At 58.9% G+C, this 20,197-nt stretch carries 24 protein-coding genes; 11 read left to right on the top strand and 13 right to left on the bottom strand.

All coding sequences use genetic code 11. The features are described from left to right. Nucleotides 1-36 precede the first annotated feature (36 nt). Both HW450_RS10235 and HW450_RS10230 read left to right on the top strand, forming a co-directional pair. Nucleotides 37-432: a hypothetical protein gene (locus tag HW450_RS10235; RefSeq protein ID WP_407926234.1), complete on the top strand. Its 396-nt coding sequence runs from the start codon at nucleotides 37-39 to the stop codon at nucleotides 430-432. Next, on the top strand, nucleotides 429-785 hold the full coding sequence (locus tag HW450_RS10230; protein WP_182385521.1) for a DUF3817 domain-containing protein: 357 nt from the start codon (nucleotides 429-431) through the stop codon (nucleotides 783-785). The genes HW450_RS10235 and HW450_RS10230 overlap by 4 nt, the downstream gene beginning before the upstream one ends. Here the strand turns inward: HW450_RS10230 and nagB are convergent. Genes nagB through HW450_RS10205 form a run of 5 tightly spaced genes read right to left on the bottom strand, consistent with a single transcriptional unit; the run spans nucleotide 782 to nucleotide 4,983 of the window. Then, nucleotides 782-1,552, bottom strand: coding sequence for a glucosamine-6-phosphate deaminase (gene nagB / locus HW450_RS10225; protein ID WP_182385520.1), 771 nt, complete (start codon nucleotides 1,550-1,552; stop codon nucleotides 782-784). The two genes, HW450_RS10230 and nagB, sit on opposite strands and share 4 nt — an antisense overlap. A gap of 3 nt (nucleotides 1,553-1,555) precedes the next feature. Beyond that, complete coding sequence (locus HW450_RS10220) at nucleotides 1,556-2,692, bottom strand: N-acetylglucosamine-6-phosphate deacetylase (RefSeq protein WP_182385519.1); 1,137 nt, start codon at nucleotides 2,690-2,692, stop codon at nucleotides 1,556-1,558. Further along, nucleotides 2,685-3,377: an N-acetylmannosamine-6-phosphate 2-epimerase gene (locus tag HW450_RS10215; RefSeq protein ID WP_182385518.1), complete on the bottom strand. Its 693-nt coding sequence runs from the start codon at nucleotides 3,375-3,377 to the stop codon at nucleotides 2,685-2,687. The genes HW450_RS10220 and HW450_RS10215 overlap by 8 nt, the downstream gene beginning before the upstream one ends. Before the next feature lie 3 nt (nucleotides 3,378-3,380). After that, entirely contained in the window at nucleotides 3,381-4,283 is a 903-nt protein-coding gene (locus HW450_RS10210; RefSeq protein WP_182385517.1) for an ROK family protein, read from the bottom strand. Further along, entirely contained in the window at nucleotides 4,276-4,983 is a 708-nt protein-coding gene (locus HW450_RS10205) for a FadR/GntR family transcriptional regulator (protein ID WP_182385516.1), read from the bottom strand. Before HW450_RS10205 ends, HW450_RS10210 begins: the two co-directional genes overlap by 8 nt. Before the next feature lie 234 nt (nucleotides 4,984-5,217). Between HW450_RS10205 and HW450_RS10200 the strand changes: the two genes are divergently transcribed. The 5 genes from HW450_RS10200 to HW450_RS10180 all read left to right on the top strand — a co-directional run bounded on the left by HW450_RS10200 (nucleotide 5,218) and on the right by HW450_RS10180 (nucleotide 11,678). Next, nucleotides 5,218-6,828 (top strand): ABC transporter substrate-binding protein, encoded by a 1,611-nt coding sequence (locus tag HW450_RS10200; RefSeq protein WP_182385515.1) that lies wholly within the window; start codon nucleotides 5,218-5,220, stop codon nucleotides 6,826-6,828. Nucleotides 6,829-6,984: 156 nt separating this feature from the next. Beyond that, nucleotides 6,985-7,950, top strand: a complete 966-nt coding sequence (locus tag HW450_RS10195; protein WP_182385514.1) for an ABC transporter permease — start codon at nucleotides 6,985-6,987, stop codon at nucleotides 7,948-7,950. Continuing rightward, the gene (locus HW450_RS10190) at nucleotides 7,950-9,938 is read left to right on the top strand and encodes a dipeptide/oligopeptide/nickel ABC transporter permease/ATP-binding protein (RefSeq protein ID WP_182385513.1); all 1,989 of its coding nucleotides are present in this window, start codon (nucleotides 7,950-7,952) and stop codon (nucleotides 9,936-9,938) included. Before HW450_RS10195 ends, HW450_RS10190 begins: the two co-directional genes overlap by 1 nt. Before the next feature lie 2 nt (nucleotides 9,939-9,940). After that, the gene (locus HW450_RS10185) at nucleotides 9,941-10,738 is read left to right on the top strand and encodes an ABC transporter ATP-binding protein (protein WP_182385512.1); all 798 of its coding nucleotides are present in this window, start codon (nucleotides 9,941-9,943) and stop codon (nucleotides 10,736-10,738) included. 16 nt (nucleotides 10,739-10,754) lie between these two features. Then, on the top strand, nucleotides 10,755-11,678 hold the full coding sequence (locus HW450_RS10180; protein WP_182385511.1) for a dihydrodipicolinate synthase family protein: 924 nt from the start codon (nucleotides 10,755-10,757) through the stop codon (nucleotides 11,676-11,678). On the opposite strand, the gene rdgB is transcribed toward HW450_RS10180, so the two are convergent. From rdgB to clpS, 8 genes are all read right to left on the bottom strand, one after another. After that, the gene (gene rdgB, locus HW450_RS10175; RefSeq protein WP_182385510.1) at nucleotides 11,679-12,281 is read right to left on the bottom strand and encodes an RdgB/HAM1 family non-canonical purine NTP pyrophosphatase; all 603 of its coding nucleotides are present in this window, start codon (nucleotides 12,279-12,281) and stop codon (nucleotides 11,679-11,681) included. It lies immediately after the preceding gene. Beyond that, complete coding sequence (gene rph, locus HW450_RS10170) at nucleotides 12,281-13,015, bottom strand: ribonuclease PH (RefSeq protein WP_182385509.1); 735 nt, start codon at nucleotides 13,013-13,015, stop codon at nucleotides 12,281-12,283. Before rph ends, rdgB begins: the two co-directional genes overlap by 1 nt. 86 nt (nucleotides 13,016-13,101) lie before the next feature. Beyond that, a complete protein-coding gene (locus HW450_RS10165; RefSeq protein WP_182385508.1) occupies nucleotides 13,102-13,860 on the bottom strand; it encodes an MBL fold metallo-hydrolase in 759 nt (252 codons plus the stop codon). A 50-nt stretch (nucleotides 13,861-13,910) separates the two neighbouring features. Next, on the bottom strand, nucleotides 13,911-14,729 hold the full coding sequence (murI, locus tag HW450_RS10160; protein WP_182385507.1) for a glutamate racemase: 819 nt from the start codon (nucleotides 14,727-14,729) through the stop codon (nucleotides 13,911-13,913). A 12-nt stretch (nucleotides 14,730-14,741) separates the two neighbouring features. Next, nucleotides 14,742-15,371 carry a rhomboid family intramembrane serine protease gene (locus tag HW450_RS10155; protein ID WP_407926233.1) on the bottom strand — a complete coding sequence of 210 codons (630 nt, stop codon included), beginning with the start codon at nucleotides 15,369-15,371 and terminating at the stop codon, nucleotides 14,742-14,744. Between the two features lies 1 nt (nucleotide 15,372). After that, the gene (locus HW450_RS10150) at nucleotides 15,373-16,296 is read right to left on the bottom strand and encodes a P1 family peptidase (protein WP_182385505.1); all 924 of its coding nucleotides are present in this window, start codon (nucleotides 16,294-16,296) and stop codon (nucleotides 15,373-15,375) included. A gap of 4 nt (nucleotides 16,297-16,300) precedes the next feature. Continuing rightward, nucleotides 16,301-16,840, bottom strand: a complete 540-nt coding sequence (locus HW450_RS10145; RefSeq protein WP_182385504.1) for a DUF2017 domain-containing protein — start codon at nucleotides 16,838-16,840, stop codon at nucleotides 16,301-16,303. 2 nt (nucleotides 16,841-16,842) lie between these two features. Then, on the bottom strand, nucleotides 16,843-17,151 hold the full coding sequence (gene clpS / locus HW450_RS10140; protein WP_182387502.1) for an ATP-dependent Clp protease adapter ClpS: 309 nt from the start codon (nucleotides 17,149-17,151) through the stop codon (nucleotides 16,843-16,845). A gap of 116 nt (nucleotides 17,152-17,267) precedes the next feature. On the opposite strand from clpS, the gene HW450_RS10135 reads away from it, so the two are divergent. The 4 genes from HW450_RS10135 (at nucleotide 17,268) to HW450_RS10120 (ending at nucleotide 20,143) form a co-directional block, all read left to right on the top strand. Then, nucleotides 17,268-18,623 (top strand): nicotinate phosphoribosyltransferase, encoded by a 1,356-nt coding sequence (locus HW450_RS10135; protein WP_182385503.1) that lies wholly within the window; start codon nucleotides 17,268-17,270, stop codon nucleotides 18,621-18,623. A 122-nt stretch (nucleotides 18,624-18,745) separates the two neighbouring features. Then, nucleotides 18,746-19,090, top strand: coding sequence for a hypothetical protein (locus tag HW450_RS10130; protein ID WP_182385502.1), 345 nt, complete (start codon nucleotides 18,746-18,748; stop codon nucleotides 19,088-19,090). A gap of 3 nt (nucleotides 19,091-19,093) precedes the next feature. Beyond that, entirely contained in the window at nucleotides 19,094-19,663 is a 570-nt protein-coding gene (locus HW450_RS10125) for an RNA polymerase sigma factor (RefSeq protein WP_182385501.1), read from the top strand. Between the two features lie 162 nt (nucleotides 19,664-19,825). Then, the gene (locus HW450_RS10120; RefSeq protein ID WP_182385500.1) at nucleotides 19,826-20,143 is read left to right on the top strand and encodes a hypothetical protein; all 318 of its coding nucleotides are present in this window, start codon (nucleotides 19,826-19,828) and stop codon (nucleotides 20,141-20,143) included. Nucleotides 20,144-20,197 lie beyond the last annotated feature (54 nt).

The following is a 20,197-nucleotide window of genomic DNA, read 5'->3' as shown; positions in this document are numbered from 1 at the left end:
TGGCTCTTCCAGGCACAACAGGTAGACTGTTTCTTTGTGAGTGACGATGTCGAGTTGAATGAGCAGCCTCCCCGCAAGAGGAAAAAGGTGCGGGTAACCCATATTGTGTTTCTCACTCTCGCAGTGGCAGCCACTTTGGGGCTTGCCTACTGGCAGTGGACACGATTCCGGGCCGGAACTGGCACTTTCCAGAATCTTGGCTATGCGATTCAATGGCCGGCTTTCGGAGCTTTCATTGTGTATGCGTACCGGCGTTATATCCAGTTGGAAAACGAGTACTCGGAAACTGGGATGTCCCCTGTGGAGTTAGAGAAGCAGCGTAAGGCTGAGGTCACGGAGATTGATGAATCTTTCCTCCCCGAGCGCCCCACAATGAATGTTGAAGAGTTCAACGCACAAAATGAACCTCGTAGACGAAGGAGAAATTCATGACAACCCCCCAGGTGCATCCCGACCGGCAAGCTCGAGTGGCTAAGGCTTTGCGGTTCTTCTCTATTGCGGCGTTTGTCACCGGTATTTGGCTGCTGATTTTGGTCGCCGAAATGATCTACAAGTACCTCATTTTGCCGTCACCGGCCGATGCTCCGGGGTGGTTCTTCTATGTCGCGCAGGCGCACGGCGTGTTCTACATGATTTACCTGCTGACCACCGTCAACCTTGGAATCAATGCGCGGTGGGAACCACTGAAGTGGGTCACCACCGCGCTCGCTGGCACGATCCCGTTCCTGTCGTTTGTGGCTGAGCACCGTCGCCGTAAGGAAGTGACCGCCCAGTTCCAGCTTTAATACCCTTGCCCGGCTAGCTTGTTGTCCACGGCGAAGCGATAGTACTCACTGTGTTTGAGACCAGCTGCTGCGTCGGGGTCGAGCACAACTGTGGCGTGGGGGTGCAGCTGCAGCACTGAGGCCGGGCAGACCGCCGCCACTGGTCCTTCAGCTAGGGCGGCAACCGCCTCCGATTTTCCGGCGCCTGTTGCGATGAGCAGCAGGTGCCCTGCTTCGAGGATGGTCCCGAGGCCCTGGGTGAGAACGTGGTGGGGCACCTGGGATTCGTCGTTGTTGAAAAAGCGGGCGTTATCCCTGATTGTTTGGGGGTGCAGGGTCTTAACTCGGGTTCGGGAAGCTAGCGAGGATCCGGGCTCGTTGAAACCGATGTGCCCGTCCGTTCCAATGCCTAGCAGCTGCATATCAATTCCACCGGCCGCTTTGATTGCTTCGTCGTAGCGGTTGCCTGCAGCGACTGGATCTGCTGCAGTCCCGTCCGGGCTGTGGACGGCACTGTCCTCAATGTCGATCGAGTCGGTAAATTCCCGCCGGATGGTGCGATAGTAGCTTTGCTCATGCTCCCGGGGCAGGCCGAGGTATTCGTCAAGGAGAAAAGCCTGGCATTGGGCGAAACTGAGGCCTTCCTCCTTGTGGCGACGAATCAGCTCCTGGTAGGTCTTGAGCGGTGTTGAGCCGGTGGCCAGACCTAAAGTCTTTCCTTCCCGCGCGTATTTTTCGATGATGTCCGCGGCAACGATTTCTGGACGTTCCGTGATGACGATTTCCATGGGTTAACCTACTTCTTCCGCTTCCCGAAATACTCGGTTGATGGTTAAGTCGTTATCGCACACAATAAAGTTCGCGGGAGTGCCCGCCTCGATCGTGGCTCGGTGTGATTTGCCCAACAGGTGATGGCCGCTGGTACATGCGGTCAGGACGTCGGGTAATGAGTGACCGGCACGCACTGCACGTCGCAATTGGTCAAACACTCGTGTGGTGCCACCGGCAATTGCTCCCTCGGTCCCATCGGAGGTGGTGAGCCGAGCAATGCCATCTGCAACGGTGACGTCGAGGGCTCCTAACATGTACTGGCCATCTGCTTTTCCTGCGGCAGCCATCGCATCAGAGACGAAGGTGACGTGCGCTGGCCCGACCAGACCGAGCACCATATCTACTGTTTTGTCGTTGAGATGCACCCCATCGGCGATCAGCTCGACGGTCACGTCCCCTGCTCCTGCTGCTTCCAAGAGGGCTGCTACCGCTCCGGGCTTTCGGTGGTGCAGTGGAGGCATGGCGTTGAACAGGTGTGTTGCGGTGATGGTCGCGCCTCGGCTGACCGCGTAGCCGATGGCTGAGGCGGTAGCTTCGGCGGACGCGTCAGTGTGGCCAAAGGACACAATGACATTGTGCTCTGCGCAGATGTCAATGAGTTCGTGTGCATGTGCCGTTTCTGGAGCAAACGTGATCGAGCGCAGGTGGCCTCGAGCCTGCGTGATCATTTGCTGCAGCAGGTCCGGGTCACCGGGGATGATCGCGACAGGGTCTTGGGCGCCACACCTACAGGTGTTGATGAAGGGGCCTTCCGCATGGATACCGTCGATGGCTCCTTGTTCGGCGACGTCGGCAAGCACGCTGAGCTGTGGCAGGAGCCGTTCGGCAGGTAGAGACACTGTCGAAGCAAGCAGCGTGGTGGAGCCATGCGCGCGGTGGTACTGCGCGGCGGTGAGGCAGCCCGCGAGGTCGGAGTTGGGGAAGGACTCCCCCACTGCGCCGTGGTTATGCAGGTCCGCGAGGCCGGGGAATACGACCTGTTGCGCGGGCTTATCGACGGGGTCCAGCCCCACGATCACCCCATCGGCAACCGTAATGTCGTGCACCCCCAGGCGGTTTCCGGGGAGCACCACGTCCGCGATGAACGACTCAGTCATGTGCGGCCTCCGCGAATTGCTGGGTGATCCATGCGGTGTCGGTGATTGCGGTTCCGACGATCAAGGCATCCGCCCCCACAGCGCGCCCCTGGTGAACGTGTTCTGGGGTGTGGAACCGGCCCTCACCGATCAGGAAGACATCATTTCCGAGTCGTGCTCGGATTTCCTTGATCAGGTCAAGGTCTGGACCAGTGGTTTTCTCCCGATGCTCAGTGTAACCGGCCAAGGTGGTGGAAATCAGATCAGCGCCGGCCTCATGTGCCGCGACGGCTTCCTCTGGGGTAGCGATGTCAGCCATCGCTAATGCCCCAGCCTCGTGTACCGCAGCGACCTGGTCGGCGAAAGTGGAACCGTCCTGGCGAGGCCGGAGGGTGGCGTCTATTGCGACTACGGTTGCCCCTGCTTCGGCAACGGCCACTGCTGACGCAACCGTGGGAGTGATGTACACCCCGACGTTGCCTTCTTTCGTGAGTCCGATGACGGGAAGATCGACAGCGTCGACAATCGCACGGATATCTGCGAGCCCGCCGTAACCGCCGCAGCGGATCGCAGTGCTTCCGCCGGCTTCGGCGGCTTTAGCCAAGAATGACATTGTTCGGGTGTCGCGCAGCGGGTGCCCGTCCGGAGCTTGGACGGAGACAATGAGGCTGCCACGAATAGCTTCCAAAAAAGCTTTACTTTCCATTAGTTATTCTCCTTTATAAGCCAAGTGAGCCAGGTATCCGGCCCCGACCAATGGTGCATTGGTGCCAAGTTGAGCCGGGAGGATGGGAATCGTGTCGACGGGGTGCAACGCATGCCGCCGGAAACCTTCTGTTAGCGGGGTGAGGATCGGAGCACCAATAGTGCCTACCCCACCACCGATAATGAGGGCATCAACATCGACGGCGGAGGCAAAACCAGCCAGTGCTTCACCTAACGCGAACATGTTGTGGTCAATGACAGCTCGTGCAGTATCTTCCCCTGCTTGATAGCGCTGCATGATTTCAGGAAGCGCGAGAACCAAACCAGTTTGGGTGTTGTAGGAGCGCGCCAAACCGGGACCAGACGCGAAATCTTCCACCGAGCAGGCTTTGTCATCAGGCCCCCGTCCAATGATGCCGCGGAGTTCACCCGCCGTGTGGTGAGGTGAGTCAAGGAGTCGGCCCCCTCGCACGAGCGCTCCTCCCACCCCTGTTCCCAAGCTGACAAAGAGAATGTTGGAAAAACCTTGTCCAGCGCCATAGACAGCTTCCCCGAGGCCCATGATGCGAACGTCGTTATGTATGCCAACAGGAACAGGGAAATGGGCAGTGAGCGCTGCGGCGATGTCAGTTCCAGCCCAGCCCGACATCGTGGGGCCAGAAGAAACCACTGTCCCGGCGACCGGATCAATCACCCCAGGGGCTCCCACTCCGATCGCATCTATCGACACGCCACGGAGCTGAGCCTGCCGCTGTAATTCCTGAACAACCGTCACCACCGTCTCCATGACGTCGCACTTTGGGGTCGGTGTGCGCCCTACTGCGGTGACCGTGGTGGGCGTTGCGGCGTCGACAAGCCCATAAGCAATCTTCGTGCCACCTATATCTATGCAGGCAAAGTTAGTCATTGATTTTCTCATCAATCATCCGCTTCAGCGGTCCGTAGTGATCATCGATAGTTTGCAGCAACCGCGCCTCATCGCCAGCCTCAATCGCTTCAACCATGCTCAGGTGCGCATCGACGGTTTCCCGCAAGTCCTTCCCCCGATCCAGATGGAACTGCGGGATCGCTTCCGTATGCACCTGCCACAGCGCCATGTAGAGCTCCTGGATCAGCTGGTTGGACAGCTTCGCATTTAGCTCTTCATGGAACTTTCCGTCGGCCACGGCGATAGACTCGCCGTTTTCGAAACACTGCTGCATTTCCGCGACGATTTCACGCAACCGATCCGTGGAATGATGACGGTACGCTTCAATGAGTTTCCGCGCATTGAACTGGTCAAAGGCGATTCGCGTGTCGACCACTTGCTTGAGGTTGAGCAATGCGCTTTTTTGGTCAATCGTCAGGCGAAGCGTCAAACCGTTCACCAAGGGCGCAAGCGACATCTGGCCGACATACGTGCCGTGGCCGTGTCGAATTTCCACCACATCAAGCGACGACAAGGTACGCATCGCCTCGCGGATCGAGCTGCGTGAGACTTCCAACATCTCACACAGGGCCGCTTCGGAAGGAAGCACATCACCAGGCTTTAGAGCATGATCGCGAATGTAATCCTCAATCGCAGAAGCTGTCGGATTGAGCTTGTGTTTTCCAAGCACCTTTGACATCGATTTTCCTTTAACTAAGGGCCGATCACCGGTCCGGCACACACGCCCGAATTCCAATGACCGCCTAAAGGCACACTCTGTGTTTGTTTTCATGTTTTATTTTAACAGAAAACCTTCACAACATCAGACGTCTGACATATGATGTAGATATCAAAAAAGAAAGCCTTCTTGGCAGTACAGATTCAGATATCTCCCTTCTCACCCAATACGGGACAACCCCCGAAAGGAAGAACCATGACCCGCGCATACTCCCGCCGCGACTTCATGAAAATCTCCGGAGTGATCGGCGCAGCCGCCGGCTTCTCCGCAACCCTGGCCGCCTGTGCCACCCCAGCTCAAAACGGTGGCAGCGATGCCCCAGCAGCGGATCCTAATTCCAAGAACCCAGATGGCACCCTCACCGCAGCCATCTCCTACGAATTGGGAACCAACGGCTACGACCCAATGAACACCACCGCAGCCCTCACAGTTGCAGCAAACTGGCACACCCTTGAAGGCCTCACGGAAATGGACCCTGCCACCGGCAAGGTCACCACCGCACTGGCAAAGGAAATGCCTAAAGCCACCGGAACCACAGCCGAAGTCGCCCTCCGCGATGGTGCACAGTTCCACGACGGCAGCCCCGTCACCGCGGACGACGTGGTGTTCTCCTTCGAACGAGTCCTCGACAAAGCAAACAAGTCCCTCTACGCTTCCTTCATCCCGTTCATTGAGAAGGTCACTGCTAAGGACGACAAGACCGTCGAATTCACCCTCTCCCACGAAACCGGCGTCTTCGCTGACCGCCTGGCAGTAGTCAAGATCGTGCCAAAGAAGGCCGTCGAAGCAGATGCCGACGCTTTCGCAGCCAACCCAGTTGGTTCGGGCCCATACAAGATGACCGACAACGGCGGCACTTCTAAGACCATCCAGTTCGAACGCTTCGAAGCCTACAACGGCCCACGCCCAGCATTGGCCAAGAAGATGACGTGGCAGATCATCCCTGATGCCTCCACCCGCACCAACGCCATCCAGTCCAAGACTGTTCAGGCTATCGATTCGGTGCCATACCTTTCCGTCGAGCAACTCAAGGCAGTATCCACCGTGGAATCTGTCCAAGGCTTCGGACTGCTGTTTGCCATGTTCAACTGCGACCCAGGCAGCAAGTTCAATGACCTCAAGAACCGCCAGGCGTTCATGTACGCCCTCGACATGGACAAGATCATTGAAACCGGCATGCTCGGCCAAGCTACTGCAGCTACCAGCTTCCTCCACAAGGAGCACCCAAGCTACAAGCAAGCCAAGACCGTCTACACCTACAAGCCAGAAAAGGCCCGTGAGCTCTTCGCCGAAACTGGCCTGAAGGAGATGCGCCTGCTGTGCACTGACCACGACTGGGTAAAGAAGTGCACCCCGCTCATCGAGCAGTCCCTAACTGGCGTCGGCCTGAAGGTGGAATTCACCGAAAAGAAGTCCTCCGATGTATATAACACCATCGACGGCAAACCAGAAGCCTACGATGTCGTCATCGCCCCTGGTGATCCATCCGTCTTCGGTTCCGACCCGGACCTGCTGATGCGCTGGTGGTACGCCGGTGACACCTGGACCGACAGCCGCATGCACTGGAAGGGCAGCGAAAGCTACGACGAAGTCCAGAAGCTGCTGGATGAGGGCCTTAAAGCCCTGGATTCCTCAGTCCAAGAGCAAAAGTGGGCCGAGCTCTTTGACAAGCTTTTGGAATACATCCCGTTGTACCCACTGTTCCACCGCAAGAGCACCACTGCATGGGACAAGTCCACCCTGATTGATTTCAAGCCGATTTCTCTCACTGGACTTTCCTTCCTGGATGTAGCTACCACAAAGTAGCTTTTTGAATCCAGCATTCGCATTCCGGCCGGGTACGGCCCGCGCAATGTCAGCGGGATGATTCCCGGCCGGAATCCGGAACTCTTACTTTGACGTTGAGGGCTGCCCTACAACAAGAAACTGGGCGAGAACTCAACCAGATCTTAAGGACAGCACATGTCAAACCTCATCCGCCTTATCGGAAGAAGGCTGGTGGCGCTCCCAATCATGGTTCTGGGCGTGACTTTCCTGGTCTTCTTTATTATGTCCTTTAGCCCTGCGGATCCTGCCCGTCTTGCTCTCGGTGAATCAGCTTCGCTGGAAGCCCTCGAACAATACCGCGAAACCCACGGACTTAATGACCCACTACTGGTACGCTACTGGAACTTCCTCACCGGTATGCTGCACGGTGATCTTGGCACCACCACCGGCAACGCATCAGTCACCGAAGTTGTGGCTAAGGCCTTCCCCATCACGCTGCAACTCACGTTCCTGGGTCTCATTATCGCCGCGGTACTCTCCCTCACCTTTGGTGTTATTGCCGCTCTTTACCGCGACAAATGGCCTGACCAGATCATCCGCGTCATCTCTATTGCTTCGCTAGCAACCCCATCGTTCTGGCTTGCTATCTTGCTCATCCAATGGCTCGGCACCATCCCCGGCGGTCTGGGATTCTTCCCTGCCCTCATCACGGCCTGGGTCCCATTCGCTGAAAACCCCGCGGTCTACCTCAACAACATGTTCTTGCCGGCATTCGCACTCGCGGTCCCGGTGGCCGGTTCCCTCACCCGCGTGGTTCGCACCGCCATGGTAGAGGAGCTTGATAAGGACTATGTTCGCACCGCCATCGGTTCGGGTATCCCTAAGGCAGAGGTCATCTCCCGCAACGTCTTGCGCAACGCACTCATTACCCCGATTACTGTCCTCGGCCTGCGCGTAGGCTACCTCATGGGTGGCGCAGTCATTATCGAAATCATCTTTAACATCCAGGCTATGGGCCAGCTCATTCTTGATGGTGTTACCCGCAATGACGTTTACCTCGTGCAGGGTGTCACTCTCACCGTGGCCATTGCCTTCATCATCATCAACATCATCGTTGACATGCTCTATGTCCTCGTTAACCCACGCATCAGGAGCATCTAATGCGTAGAAAACTTACCCACCAATTAGAGTCCCGCGCCGGGCAGCGGTTCCAGGGCATTGCTGCGCTGCCTATCGCGTCCAAGATTGCCCTCGGGTTCCTGACTTTGGTCGCATTGATGGCGCTTTTCGCCCCGCTCATCGCCGGTTACAGCCCGCTCGAATCGGATATACCGGTGCAGCCGCCGAGTGCGCAACACTGGTTCGGCACTGATGCTATTGGACGTGATATTTTCTCCCGTGTCGTCTACGGTTCCCGTTCGTCCCTGATCATTGGCCTGTGCGCTACGCTGTCGGCGCTCGCTATCGCCGCTGTTCTCGGTTCCGTCGCGGCTACTGCTGGCAAGGTCGTGTCTGAGATCCTGATGCGTATTTTGGACATCATCATGTCCTTCCCTGGCATCGCACTGGCCGCCGTGTTCGTGGCCGTGTTCGGCAACTCCCTCCCGGTGCTGGTCTTTGCTATCGGCTTCCTGTACGTGCCGCAGCTGTCCCGTGTGGTGCGCGCTAACGTCTTGTCGGAGTTCGGCGAGGACTACGTTTCTGCAACGAAGGTGATGGGCGCCAGCATTCCCCACATCTTGTTGAAGCACGTTGCTCGCAACACTATTGCTCCGATTGCAGTGTTCGCTACGGTGCTGGTGGCAGACGCAATCGTGTTTGAGGCATCGCTGTCCTTCATTAACGCTGGTGTGAAGCCACCACTGCCTTCCTGGGGCAACATCCTTTCCGACGGCAAGCAATTGCTACTTACTGGTGCATGGTGGCCTACGTTCTTCCCCGGCCTGATGATTCTGATCACTGTGCTCGCGCTAAATATTCTCTCCGAAGGCCTCACTGATGCCATGGCGTCGCCACGCATTAAGCGAACCGTACGAGTTCACGATGACGACCCAAGCATCAACACCGCCAAGTCGCTGGGCTCGCTTTCCGACGCTGAAGCCCGCGAAGCCCTGGACGTTTCCCTTGCCAAACTGCATGATGCCGAAACGGCAGAGAACCGACGCCTGGTCTACACCCGTGGCGAAGAACCACTGATCCAGGTGAAGGACCTGTGCATCGCATTCCCGGAGGCACACGGCGATGTCAATATTGTCGACCACGTCAGCTTTGAAGTCTCTCCCGGAGAGACCATGGGTTTGGTGGGCGAGTCGGGCTGTGGCAAGTCGTTGATCGCCATGTGCATCATGGGTCTGCTCCCACCAACGGCTCGTATCACTGGTGAGATCCTGTACGCAGGCAAGAACCTGCTGGATATGACCCCGGAGCAGCGTAATGCGTTGCGTGGCCATGACATGGCGATGATTTACCAGGATGCGCTCAGTTCTTTGAACCCGTCCATGCTAATTCGTACCCAGATGCAGCAGCTGATCCGTCGTGGCGGTAAGCGTACCGCCGAGGAGCTGATGGAGCTGGTCGGCTTGGATCCGGTCCGTACGCTGAAGTCCTACCCGCATGAGCTGTCCGGTGGTCAGCGGCAGCGCGTCCTCATTGCCATGGCGCTGACCCGTAATCCCCGCCTGCTGATCGCTGATGAGCCCACCACAGCGCTTGACGTGACGGTCCAGCACCAGGTGGTCGATCTGCTCAATGAACTGCGGGAGAAGCTCGGGTTCTCCATGATCTTTGTCAGCCATGACCTGGCTTTGGTCGCGAAGCTCGCGCACAAGGTCACGGTTATGTACGCCGGTCAGGTGGTTGAGCGGGGCAATACCCGTGAGCTGCTTGCGGCCCCACACCACGAGTACACCCGTGGTCTGCTCGGCGCCGTGTTGTCCATCGAAGCTGGTGCGGACCGCCTGTACCAGGTGCCTGGCACCGTGCCAAGCCCACGCGACTTTGTCGACGGCGACCGGTTTGCGCCTCGTTCCAGCCACCCAGAGCTTGGTATTGGGCAGCGCCCGCTACCGCGAGCTGTTGCTGGTTCCACCACACATTTCTTCGCCGCAACTGACGATGCCTACGCGGCACGCTCCACGAAGGAGAAGTGATCATGCCTACGCAGAAGTCACAACGAATTATTGAACTCAAGGATGTCAATGTCATCCACAAGACGCGCACCGGCAAGCTGTTCCGGCCAGATACGGTTCATGCCAACAAGGACGTGAATTTCTGGGTGGATCGAAAAGAGGTTGTCGGAATCGTCGGCGAATCCGGCTGTGGCAAGTCGACGCTGGCTCGTGTGATGGTTGGGTTGCAAAAGCCCACCAGTGGCCAGGTGTTCTTCCACGACAAGCCGTTGAAGCACTCAAGCCGGATGCGTAAGGAACTGGGGCGGTCCATTTCCATGGTGTTCCAGGATCCAGCTACGGCGCTCAATCCGCGTATGACTGTCAAGGAACAGCTACTCGACCCACTGCGCGTCCACCACATTGGCAACGAGTCCACTCGGTTGAAGCGAGTGCAAGTTCTGCTGGACCTGGTTGGTCTGCCTCAGTCGGCGCTTGATGTGCTGCCCCGCCAGATCTCTGGTGGCCAGCGCCAGCGCGTGGCTATCGCCCGTGCTCTCGCATTGGAGCCTGACCTGATTATTGCTGACGAGCCTACCTCTGCTCTGGACGTCTCGGTTCGAGCTCAGGTGCTCAACCTGTTGACTGATCTTCGTTCCGAACTTGGTCTCGGCCTGGTGTTCATCTCCCATGACATCAACACGGTGCGCTACATCGCGGACCGCATGTGCGTGATGCTCAAGGGCGAAATCATTGAACAGCAGCCCACAGAAGCCCTTTTCGCGACGCCGCAGCAGGAATACACCCGCACGTTGCTCGCGGCCACCCCATCTTTGCTCTAAGGAAGTATCGATCATCATGAACGGAATTGTTTCCGGAATCATTCCCCCACTGCTCACCCCACTGCATGAAAACGGTGACGTTGATTACGAGTCCCTCGGCAATCTTGTCGAACGGCTCGTCGGCGCAGGTGTCGATGGCATCTTCGTGCTGGGTTCGTCTGGCGAGGTCGCGTTCCTCAACGACACCGTCCGCGACCAGGTCATTGAGAAGGTAGTCGCACTTGTCGACGGCCGCTGCCCTGTTTACGCTGGCGTCATCGATACCCAGACCAACCGCGTCATCGAACACATCCGCCGGGCCGAAGCCCTCGGCGTGCAGGCAGTCGTTGCTACTGCCCCGTTCTATGCCATCACTGGACCAGCAGAAATCGAGGCTCACTTCCGGGCGCTGCGCGCCGCTACCACGTTGCCGATCATCGCCTACGACATCCCAGTGTGTGTCCACAGCAAACTTGCCCCAGAACTGCTGGTACGACTCGCCACCGAAGGGGTCCTCCAGGGAGTAAAGGACTCCTCCGGTGACGATGTCTCCTTCCGCCGCTTGTGCATGCTTAACAAGAAGGCAGGATCCCCACTGACGGTGCTCACCGGCCATGAGGTTGTGGTCGACGGGTCTTACCTCGCGGGAGCCGACGGCTGCGTCCCCGGCCTCGGCAACGTGGACCCGTCCGGCTACGTCCGGATGTGGAAAGCCTTCCAGGCAGGCGATTGGGATCGGATGAAGGTGGAACAGGATCGGCTGGCCGAGCTGTTCGAGATCGTCTTCACCCCGATCGGCAAGGTTGGCCCGGCTGCCGGTGTCGGCTCATTCAAGACGGCCCTTGAGCTCATGGGCGTGATCAAGACCAACATCATGAGCGCGCCACTGGCCCCTATTGCCGACGATGTCTCCCGCAACGCGATCGAAAAGATCGTGCGGGAAGCAGGGCTACTGAACTAACTACTGCAGCGAACGGATCACAGGCACTAGCTCAGCTAGTGCCTTTCCGCGATGAGAGCGGGCGTCCTTTTCCTCGGCGGTTAACTCGGCGGAAGCGCGACCGTCGGCGTCGTCAGGCAAAAACAGCGGATCGTATCCGAAGCCACCTTCGCCCCGTCGCTCGCGGAGCAGCATGCCACGCCATTCACCGCGCGCCACATGTTCTTCACCCGATGGCAGTACGAGGGCACAGACGGACACGAAGCCACAGCCACGTCGCTCGTCGGGGACGTGCGCCATCTGACCGAGGAGCAGATCGTTGTTGGCTTCGTCATCCCCATGTCCACCGGACCAACGTGCGGAGAGCACACCTGGCATTCCGTTGAGTTCATCCACGGCTAGGCCAGAGTCGTCGGCAAGCGTCGGCAGCCCGGTCGCCTTCATCCCGGCGCGCGCCTTGATCAGCGCGTTGTCCTCGAAGGTGCGGCCGTCTTCTACCGGTTCCTCGTAGGAGGGAACGTCGCTGGTCAGCAGGATCTCTACTCCAGCTATTCCGGAGGCTTCCAGGACGCGTGCCAGCTCGCCGGCCTTCTTTTTGTTGTTCGATGCCAGGTAGAGACGCATTACAGTGGCAACTCCAGGGCAGCCTTCTGCGCGGCGATCAGGGAATGTAGGCCCTTCTCAGCCGTGTCCAGGAATGCATTCATCTGCTCGCGGGTAAAGGTGCCGTGCTCGGCGGTGCCCTGGATTTCCACGAACTGGCCGGATTCAGTCATGACCACGTTCATGTCCACCTCTGCACGGGAATCTTCCTCGTACGGCAGGTCGAGGCAGACATTGCCGTCGATAAGGCCCACGGATACGGCGGCCACGGGCGGCAAGAGTGGGTTTCCGGGGACCACGCCACGGGTTTTGAGGACGGCGATGGCGTCGGCAAGTGCCACATATGCGCCGGTGATGGAGGCGGTGCGGGTGCCGCCGTCGGCTTGGAGCACGTCGCAGTCGATGTTGATGGTGTTCTCGCCCAGCTCTTTCAGATCAATCGCAGCGCGCAAGGAGCGACCGATGAGGCGAGAAATCTCGTGTGTACGGCCCTTGACCTTGCCCTTCATCGATTCGCGCGGCATACGATCGTGGGTAGCGGCAGGGAGCATGGCATACTCCGCGGTCAGCCAGCCTTCGCCGGAATCCTTCTTAAAGCGTGGCACGCCTTCCTCAACAGAGGCAGTACACATGACGCGGGTGTTGCCGAACTCAACGAGCACCGAGCCCGCCGGGTTGGTGGTAAAACCACGAGTGATCTTGACAGGACGCATTTCATCGAGCGCGCGACCATCAGCGCGAGTAAAGGAAGTCATGTCATAGACACTACCCGCCAAATTTAGCGTACGAAACGGACGTTCAAGCCAATTTTCATCCCATCCGTACGCTAAATTCCGGGGTGCTACAACTGAAACTCCATTCCAGACTCCCCGACGATGACTTCACCGTCGAAGTTTTCTTGGGCACTGCGCAACGCCAATTCGGGGTCTGCCCATGGTGGGATGTGGATAAGGACGAGCTTTTTCACCCCGGCGCGGGAGGCGATGAGCCCGGCTTCGGCGCCGCTCATGTGCATGTCCGCGGGTTTGCCGAGGGAGCTGTCTCCCCAGGTTGCTTCGCATAGGAAGAGGTCGGCGTCGCGTGCGCATTCGACGAGGGATTCGGTGTAGGCGCTGTCGCCGGAGTAGGCAATGGTCTTTCCGGTGGTTGCTTCCGTCACGCGCAGGCCGTAGGTTTCCACGGGGTGGATCACTGGGTAGGGGGTGATTTGGACGCGGTCGACAATGTGTGGGACTCGGGCAGTCCATGGGGTGAAGGCGAAGGAGTCTGAGTAGTCATCCTCACCTTCGAGGCTGAGTGGCCCGAGGTGGTTCACGGTGTCCGCGGGCCCCACTAGCTGGTTCCTTCCGGCTGACGGCGCGACGGGGTGGTAGCGACGCCACACCATCAACGAGGGTATGTCCAGGCAGTGGTCGGCGTGAAGATGGCTGAGTGCCACATGTAGTTCTGCTGGATTGGCGAACTCTTGCACTTTGGCAAGCACGCCTGGGCCGCAATCGAGCATCACACCAGGGGCGTTATCAACCTGAACCAGGTATCCCGACGCAGGGTTGTCTGGGGCGCCGGTGCTTCCACTACAGCCAAGTATGGTCAGCTTCATACTGTAACTTTCTCATGTCTCGATTGGTTTTGTGAAGCATTCCTTCACCTTTAGACCTTAGGGTGTGACGATACTTCAGTGATGCCGGGACCGAGAAAACGCTCGGAGAGCAGCGCGAACTTGTCCGGGTCACCGGTCGATTCGAAGCTGCGGGAGGGCGGTCCGTGGATTTCTGGGTCTGCGAGCATGTCTGTTTGGCTCAGGACCTTCAGCACGTCTTTGGCGGTTTCCTCCGCACTGGATACGAGGGTGACGTTGTCCCCCATCGCCAGCTGGATGACGCCGGAGAGCAGCGGATAGTGCGTGCAACCAAGCACAAGCGTATCGACGCCCGCTGCTTGCAATGGCTCCAAGTACGCTTCCGCGACACCTAAGATTTGACGCCCGGAGGTGATGCCACGTTCCACGAAGTCGACAAAGCGTGGGCACGGTGCCGCCACGCATTCGATATTCGGGGCAGCCTCAAACATGTCCTGGTACACGCCCGAGTTGATCGTTCCGAGCGTGCCGATGACGCCAACTTTGCCGTTGCGCGTGGTGGCAACTGCGCGTCGTACCGCGGGCAGGATCACTTGGACCACGGGGACGTCGTAACGCTCGCGGGCATCCCTGAGGAACGCCGCTGTCGCCGTGTTGCAGGCGATAACGATCATTTTGCAGCCACGTTCCACCAGCTCGTCTGCGATGCGGGTGGCGTGTTCGCGCACCTTTTGGATCGGCTGCGGACCGTAGGGGCCGTTTGCGGTGTCGCCGATGTAGATGATCGATTCGTGTGGCAGCTGATCCATGATGGAACGCGCAACGGTGAGGCCACCGACACCGGAATCGAAAATGCCGATGGGAGCGCCTGGGCTCGGAGTACTAGTCATATCGTTGTTATGCTACCTGCCTCGGCGCTCCAACCGCTTTTGTTGCCGTTTCTGTATCAGAGCTATTGGATCATCAGACGTGATCGTCGCACCGGCGATAACACCACCAATGGCCCCAAAGAGATGCGCTTGCCAGCTGATCCCAGGTTCATTAGGAAATACGCCCCAAATATAGCCCGCATAAAAGAATGCCAGTACGATCCCTAGTGCGACCTGGCCGAAATGCCGGTTAAAGAGACCACGGATAATCAGGTAGGACAACCAGCCGTAGATAAGCCCCGACGCGCCAATATGGTTAGTTCCCCAACCGCCAAAGACCCACGTTCCGAAACCACCAATGACCATGGCGATCAGTGTCACTTCCACCACGACGCGATTGCCAGAAAGCGCAATCAAGAAGATAAAAATAGCCCCAGGCACGCTATTGGAAATAAGGTGGGAAAACGATACGTGCAGAAAAGGCGCAGTGAAAATATATGGCAAGGAACTTATATCCCGCGGGTGAATACCGAATCCGCTAATCCAACCACCGGTAATCACGCTGAAAATATGGACAACCCATATCACCAGCAGATAAGCCATTACCCAGCTCACTGCACGGCGAAAGCCGGTATCTCTTTTGGCCGTGTTGTACTGGTACATGTTATTGATCTCCTCTGAGCCCCTGATAACATTCCAGTCCATACCCACTCGTGGCATGAACTACGGCGTCGATAATCGCTGCACACACGACATCCGCCGACGCTGTGGACAGGGCGATCATGTTTTCCAGCGACACGCCCTCACCGGAGCCGGTGGAGAGGGTGAACAGGGTATCGCCGTCAAGGGGCGAGTGCGCAGGGCGGACCGCGCGGGCGAGGCCGTCGTGTCCGGTCATCGCGAGGCGCTTAGCTTGCGCTTTGGTCACTGGCGCATCCGTCACGATCACACCGATCGTCGTGTTGAGCTTGGTTTCCAACCCCTTCAAGGCAGCAAAGCGCGCCTTATCGACGGCTAATTCCGGCGCTCCCCAGAACCTACCGGTGTCCTTGTCCACCACTGCCCCAACGGGGTTAGCTACCACCCCTGCTGCGATGGTGTACTCGCCGACTTTGAGCGAAGCTTGGCCGAAGCCACCGCGCAGCACTCCAGCGGTGGCACCGCACCCAGCGCCGACGGACCCCGAGGAGGTGGACGGCCCGGCGAAGGCGTCCTGGACGGCAGCGTAACCGTCCTCGGCAGTGGGCCGGTGGGTGGCGTCGCCAACCAGGAGATCAAAGATCACTGCGGCCGGCACGATGGGAACGCGAATATCCCGGATGACGGGGAACCCGATACCCCGTTCTTCCAGCGCTTTCATGACACCATCTGCGGTGGCGAGTCCAAAAGCCGATCCGCCGGAGAGACACACGGCGTGCACCTGCTGCACTGTGTTGTGGGGCTCCAGCAGGTCGGTTTCCCGGGTACCCGGCCCGCCACCACGCACATCAACAGCAGCGACGGCACCGTCCGGCACCACCACTACGCTCACACCGGTATCCCCCAAGCTACGGTGCCCCAGCAGCACGCCCTGGACGTCGGTAAGCATTGCTTTACCCCATCATCACGTCGAGCAGCGACTCTTGCGCGTACGCCAGCCACTGCACCAACATGTCGCGGTCTTGTTCCTCAGCCTCCCCGCCTCGGATTTCCCCGGAGGCAACGTAGAGGCGAATGTCATTGAGCCCGGCGATCCAGGCGTGGGCTTCCTCCTCTGTCGCCACCACGGCAACGCTGCCATCGGGGCCGAGCGCGCTCGTGATGACCTGGAGGTTTTCTAGCTTTGCGCGACAGATGTCATTTTCGTGCAACGACCGGAGCAGCGCATTGTCACCCTCGTACTCCTCATCGCCCTGCATCTCAAAATCGGGGAGCAGGCGGGCAAGCGCTGGATCGGAAGGGGGCTCTTTGTGCCCGGACGTCATGCCAGTGAGTTCGGCGAGCTCATCTTTCGGGGCAGACTGCGCCCGCTGGATCAGTGCCTCGGCTACGGCAGCGGCCATGTCCCCCAACACTTCCCGCTCCATCGGCTCGAAAACTACGGAGTACTTTGCCCCTTTGAGCAGGGACTTCTTCTTTTTCCACGCTTCCATGTTTATCCCGCCTGCTGCATCGTCGCCCACAAGCCAGCCTTGTGCAACTTCTTCACGTCGCCTTCGACTTTGTCGCGCTCGCCGGTACTGACCACCGCTTTCCCCTCGGTGTGGACCTGCATCATCAGTTCTGTCGCGCGCTTGCGACTCATGCCGAGCACCGTCTGAAAAACATAGGTGACATAGCTCATCAGGTTGACCGGATCATCCCAGACGATGCACATCCACGGCAGGTTTTCGCTGGTCATCACGTCAACATCGATGACTTCCTCAAGATCAGGCGAAGCCATCGGCGCCGACGGTGTGCTCATATGCGGTGGCCAATTACTCATGGTTCCCCAGCTTAGCTGTCACACATAGACTCCGGCACTTCACAAGCCGGAAAAGTTCCTGCTGAAATAGCCCCGCGTGGTCTACACTGACCTCTGTGACCTCTTCAACACCAAGCTCCCGTGCCCCAGGCGTCGCCTCGTCCCTGCCACCAGCGCGCTCCACGTCGCTGCTGACAGACAAGTATGAACTCACCATGTTGCAGGCCGCGCTTGCCGACGGCACCGCGCACCGCCAGTGCGCATTCGAAGTATTCTCCCGGCGACTGCCCAACGAACGCCGCTACGGTGTGGTAGCAGGAACCGCTCGGGTCCTGAGCGCAGTGGAAGACTATGTCTTTACCGAAGAACAACTAGCAGGGCTGGACTTCCTCAACGAAGAAACCATCTCTTATCTCAGGGATTTCCAGTTCCGTGGACACATTGACGGCTACCGTGAGGGCGAACTTTACTTCCCTAACTCCCCCATCCTCACCGTTCGGGGCACCTTCGCCGAATGCGTCATCCTCGAAACCGTCATTCTGTCCATCATGAACGCGGACTCCGCTATCGCGTCCGCCGCCGCCCGCATGGTGACTGCTGCCGGTGGCCGCCCCATCATTGAGATGGGGTCGCGGCGTACCCATGAGTACGCCGCGGTCACGGCCTCTCGTGCCGCGTACCTCGCAGGTTTTCAAGCCACCTCCAACCTCGAAGCCGGACACCGCTACGGCATCCCAGTTTCCGGCACTGCCGCGCACTCCTGGACGCTTGTCCACGTCAACGACGACGGCACCCCGAACGAAGAGGCCGCGTTCCGCTCCCAGATCGCATCCCAGGGCGTGGACACTACGTTGCTCGTTGACACCTTCGATATCGAAAAAGGTGTAGAGACCGCGATCAAGGTCGCCGGCCCTGAGCTCGGTGGCGTCCGCATCGACTCCGGAGACCTCGGCATTCTCACTCGTCGCGTCCGACAGCAGCTCGATAATCTAGGTGCGCACAACACCAAGATTGTCGTCTCCTCCGACCTCGACGAATTCGCCATTGCCGGTCTAAGGGGCGAGCCAGTCGACATCTACGGAGTCGGCACCTCCGTGGTCACCGGCTCCGGGGCACCGACCGCTTCCATGGTGTACAAAGTGGTAGAAGTTGACGGGCATCCGGTAGCAAAACGCTCCAGCTCCAAGAAATCTGTCGGCGGGGCGAAACGCGGTTTCCGCGCCGCCCGTAACTCCGGCACCGCCGTCGAGGAGATCGTCACCCCCTTTGATGCCGACGCCCCCACCATCGGAGCTCTCAACGTACGCGACCTGACCGTACCGCTGATGCGTGACGGCCATGTCGTAGCGAGCCTACCGACGCTCACCGAGTCCCGCGATTATCTCGCCGCTCAACTAGTGTCATTGCCATGGGAAGGCCTGGCGCTCTCACGCGACGAGCCTGCACTCAACACCCGTTTCGTAGGATTTTGACCCCACAGTATGGGGAGCTGGGGAACTTTCACCCCCGGCTCGCGCATCATAACTGCGCAAGGGCCGGCGTGTCAGGCGTCGCCAACCCACCCATACCAGTGGACAGGAGGTGAACAACACAAATGACGCACGACATTGATCTCGCCGCAGAGTTTGACGACGGCGCTTCCGCACCAGAGCACTCTATTCTACCACCTGTGTCAGAGATGTATGGTGCGGATGCGACACCAGACGACCTTGACCTAGAAGCGCTCCTCGCAGTCGCAACCTCTCCAGACACTCCAGCACCCGAAAGCGATCTGATCCCCGACTCCGTGTTCTTCGAAGAAACCGAGGGACCTGAGGAAGCCAATCACCTCGAGCACCCCGACTTCCCGATCGATGACTTCCCCATCGAACAACCCGAGCCGGAAGAAAGCGTTGAATTCGACGACGATTTCGACGGTGACTTCGGGATGGAGGTATAACCCATGACCGACGTCTCACTCACCGCCTTCGACGACGCCACAACCGGCCCCACCGAAGCCGAACTCCTCGCCCGCGCCCAAGCAGGTGACGAGCGTGCCTTCGGTGTCCTGGCCCGCTCCGCCTCCAACCGTATGTGGTCCGTGTGCCTATCCATCACCGGCAACCGCCACGACGCCGAAGACGCCATCCAAAACGCCCTCACCGCAGCCTGGCAAAACCTCCACCGCTTCGACGGCAAAGCCAAATTCTCCACCTGGGCATACCGAATCGCGTCCAACGCTGCCCTACAAATCGTTCGCAAACGTCGCGAAATCCCAGACGATGACGCCGGTATCGACCAAGTCGCGCCGGGATCAGGAGTGGACGATCAGGTCACGGCCGGAGTCGTGATCCGCGACGCCCTCTCCACGCTGCCCGACGAGTTCCGCGAAGCCCTCGTCCTCCGGGAATACGGTGGGCTGAGTTATCAAGACATCGCCGATCAGCAAGGCATCCCCACCCAAACCGTGAAAAGCCGCATCAGTCGCGCCCGCGCCAAGCTTCTCGACGCCCTACGCGAAGCCGGGCTGTAGGCGCCTTTCCTTCGCAAACCCGGGAAGCATTTTCCGGGTTTCGGGAGAAAACACCCAAATCATTCACAACTAATTGACAGCGGGTGCTCCCTCGACCAGAACAATGATGGTCTGATCGAAACCCACCTGTCCGACACTGATGACAACAGCCGCATCAACAAGGTGGAACTGGACACCGACGGCGACGGCAAGATAGATGTTCACCTCTACGACAACGACAACGACAACGACGGCGTAGTTGACAGCACTTCCGGCCAGGGACAGCTCTCCGACGCGCAGCAATCAGTAAGCAATGATGCCTTCTCCCAAGGAATCCGCAGCAACGCACCGGAAGCTGAGGGGAAGGCAGCACCGACGCCCCACCGGCACAGGAACCTCCTGCTGCGGCTGCGACCCCAGTGCCGGAAACCCGAACCGAGGCGCCAACCTCTGACAACCAGCTTCCGAGGCACCTGCAGCGGAAACCCCTGCTGCTTCTGATGATGCGACTCGCAAGATCGACGACAGCGACGGCGACGGCACCCCAGATGTAGT

The organism is Corynebacterium hindlerae (genome assembly GCF_014117265.1).
Lineage (GTDB): Bacteria > Actinomycetota > Actinomycetes > Mycobacteriales > Mycobacteriaceae > Corynebacterium > Corynebacterium hindlerae.
This window is presented reverse-complemented; position numbering and strand designations above follow the sequence as displayed.